The sequence below is a fragment of the Streptomyces sp. NRRL F-5122 genome (assembly GCF_001507435.1).
Classification (GTDB): Bacteria; Actinomycetota; Actinomycetes; order Streptomycetales; family Streptomycetaceae; genus Streptomyces; species Streptomyces lannensis.
On record NZ_LMWH01000043.1, the window covers coordinates 1 to 3,262 of the forward strand.

Consider the following 3,262-nt stretch of genomic DNA (forward strand, 5'->3'; position numbering starts at 1 on the left):
GGAGAAGCGCTCCTTCCGGTGCGGGCCGGTCTTCGATCGAAGCACCCGGGGTTCTCTTCCCCCGGGGGCCACTACCGAGGACCGGCGGCGGCGAGGTGCGCTTCCCCTCGTTCGGTGTGCGGGGCGGCGCCCGGTCCGTCCGGGCGTTCCTCGCACTGCTTCGTACATCTGGCGTTGTGCTACCACACTACAAAGCGTGGGTGACAGTCCGCATGTACAGCAAAGGGAGCGGCCCCCTTCGTACGGGAACCGCTCCCTTCACGGCGTCTTACCGGGCGCCCGCCGCACCGCGGCGGATGCCGAGGCGGTCGACCAGCACACGGAAGCGCTGGATGTCCTTCTTGGCCAGGTACTGCAGCAGGCGGCGACGCTGACCGACCAGGATCAGCAGACCACGGCGGGAGTGGTGGTCGTGCTTGTGGGTCTTGAGGTGCTCGGTCAGGTCGGAGATGCGGCGGGACAGCAGCGCGACCTGGACCTCGGGGGAGCCGGTGTCACCCTCCTTGGTGCCGAATTCGGCGGCAATCTGCTTCTTCGTGGCGGCGTCGAGCGACACGCGTACTCCTCGTAGTCTTCATGAGTGCCGCCGAGTGCCCCTGGTCTGCTTCTCAGGGGAGCTTCTGTGACTCGGGCGGCGGGGATCCGCTGAGCGCGTCCTTCGGTTCCCTGGAGACCCGCGAGGGTCCTGGGCAGGGCCCGGGGGCGCGTACACGAACGGCCGTCACACAGCGTACCAGCCGATGACGACGCCCTTGACCGCGGTCCCGTGAACAGCCCGCGCGCCGGTGGGCGGCCACTAGGGTGAGCCCTGGATCATCCGCACGTCGGGAAGGGGTCGCTTCGCCATGACGGAAGAAGCGGACGAGGACGTCAAGGCGCGCAAGGACCGGGAGCGGGACGAGCTGTACGCCCTCGACATCTCGGACGTCGAGTGGCAGAGCGCACCGGGCACGGAGGCGCACGAGGAGCGGGTCGAGATCGCCTACCTCCCCGGCGGGGCGGTGGCCATGCGGTCCTCGCTCGACCCCGACACGGTACTGCGGTACACGGAGGCGGAGTGGCGGGCCTTTGTGCTGGGGGCTCGGGACGGGGAGTTCGATCTTGAAGAGGGGCCGCGGACCGAGGGCGTCGCCTCCGAGTGAGCCCGGTGCGGCGCGATCCGCGTCCTCGGGGTCCCTGGCCGGGGACCGGTCGCGCGCCCCGCTCCGGCGGTCGCCCGAGGCGGCGATCCGGCCGTGCGGCAGAACGCGACACTCATAGGGAGGACGGCGTCCGCCCCGTCAGTCGTGATGCCGTCGGGCAGGTCCGGTCCGCCGCGGCCGGTCCGGCTCCGAACGGTTCGGCTCCGAACGGTTCGGCACCGCCCGGGAGTTGCGCGCCCGGCGGAGGAGGGTCGTGGTGGTGCCACCCGCAACCGAGCCGGGACCGGCACCTGCCGTGGAGCGCGAGCCCCGCAGCGGCGTGGCATCGACCTCCATGTGCAGTACGGCCTCCACGGAGGTCCCGTCCCCGTAACGGGAACGGAGACCCGGCCGAAGTCACCCGGCCGACGGACTCCGAGACCGGATTGTTGGGTACACCACGGAGGATGGACCGTGTGACGGCCCTCCCCGGCAGGTCGTGAACAACAGCGTTCCGCCATGAGGTGGTTGTGACCGGTTCGCTCCCCTTTTTGGTCCGGATTGACCGTCCTTGGTGTTCGCTTCGTGAACGGTCTTCAGCTGTCCGTGCGTCAGGTACGAGCAGGGTGTGACAACTCGGCCGCGCGTCGGGCCACGGGCGGGCCTGCCCCGGGAACGCTCGCGGTGATTAGGCTGGGAGTGGGCGCCGCACCGGAACCTGTGAGAGCCGTCGGCGCCCGGGGGACGTGCCGGGCGGAATCGGACGACGTCGGACGACTTTGTACAACAAGAGCGGTCGCCCCAGCACGGTATGAGGGTGCTCGACCACACCAGGAGGAACTGTGAGCAGCGATCGGAACGGGATCCGCGGGGGCTGGGCTTCACCCGACGATGACCAGTCCGACGCCGAGTCCGCCGTCGACATGACGGGCGAGTTCACCATCGACTACGCGGCGCCCGCCTGGTACACGCAGAACGCATCGGGCGGGTCGGCGGAGACGTCGTCGCAGCAGGCCGCGGAGCCTTCGGTTCCCGCCGCTCCCGTTCCGCCCGCGCCACCGGCTCCCCCTACCGAAGGGGGCGCACCCGCGGTGCCCGCGCCCACGACGCCGGCCGTGACCCCGGCCGAGGTGCCGAACGCCGGGTCCGACGAGGGTTTCCCCGTGTGGACGCCACCGGCCGAGGTGCCGGCGGCCCCGCCCTCTGCCCGGGACGCGCAGAACGCCGCCACGATGCGCTTCTCCGCGGCCGCGCTCCAGCACGAGTTCGAGCAGGCGGCCGCCGCGAGCCATGCGGCCGGGAACGCCGCGGCCGACCCGGACGACACGTCACGGGGCGGTGAAGGCGCGGGCGACGCCGCGGACTTCGAGCTGTCCGCTCCCTCGCCGCGCACCGGCGCCCAGGCCTCGGACGACGACGCGGAGACCGCCGACACCACCGACAGCGGTGCGGACGCTGCCGACACTCAGCAGGCTTCCGCCGCCGAGGACGCGAGCGACTCCGGATCCGACCGGGACGAGACGGGCGAGAACACGGCTGAGCCGTCCGACGATTCCTCGTCCCCTGAAGCTCCGGCGCCGGAACCGGCGCCGGAGACCGCGTCCCGGACCCCCGACACCCCGGTCACCGCCGGCGACACCGACTCCGCGGAAGCCCAGGGTCAGGGCGCCTCCGACGAGGACGGGACGGAACCGGCCACCCCCGCGGAGGGCGGGACGGCGCAGGGCGCACAGCCGGATGCCTCGGGGGACGTGCAGCCGCCGCAGGGCTGGACTCCGCCGCCGGTACCGCAGAACGCGCTCCCGCCCCTGCCGCCCGCCTACCAGCCGGCCGCGCCCGGCCCGGCGGCTCAGTGGCCCCCCACGCCCCAGGTGGCCCCCCCCCCCCCCGCCGCACAGGGTCAGGCACCCGCACAGCCGGCCGTCCCGCCTCAGCAGCAGCCGGCCCAGCCGCAGCCACGGCAGCCCGCGGCCGCCGCCTGGCAGCAGGCCCAGCCCGGCGCGCCCGTCCCCCAGCCGGCCGGCTACGGCTTCCCCCAGCCCGACGTCCCCGCCCCCCCGGCCGCCGACGCCCCGCACCCGCAGGCCGGTTACGGCTTCCCGCAGCCGGGCGTCCCCGTGCCGCCGCAGAGCGGCTACGGC

At 73.2% G+C, this 3,262-nt stretch carries 3 protein-coding genes; 2 read left to right on the forward strand and 1 reads right to left on the reverse strand.

The window, feature by feature from the left end:
* Positions 1–268: 268 nt before the first annotated feature.
* Positions 269–556: a 30S ribosomal protein S15 gene (gene rpsO / locus ADL25_RS07630; RefSeq protein ID WP_059126890.1), complete on the reverse strand. Its 288-nt coding sequence runs from the start codon at positions 554–556 to the stop codon at positions 269–271.
* A gap of 289 nt (positions 557–845) precedes the next feature.
* On the opposite strand from rpsO, the gene ADL25_RS07635 reads away from it, so the two are divergent.
* Complete coding sequence (locus ADL25_RS07635; RefSeq protein WP_059126891.1) at positions 846–1,142, forward strand: DUF397 domain-containing protein; 297 nt, start codon at positions 846–848, stop codon at positions 1,140–1,142.
* 821 nt (positions 1,143–1,963) lie between these two features.
* Positions 1,964–3,262 (forward strand): SCO5717 family growth-regulating ATPase (locus tag ADL25_RS07645; RefSeq protein WP_267889235.1); only part of this gene is annotated, 1,299 nt, incomplete at its 3' end.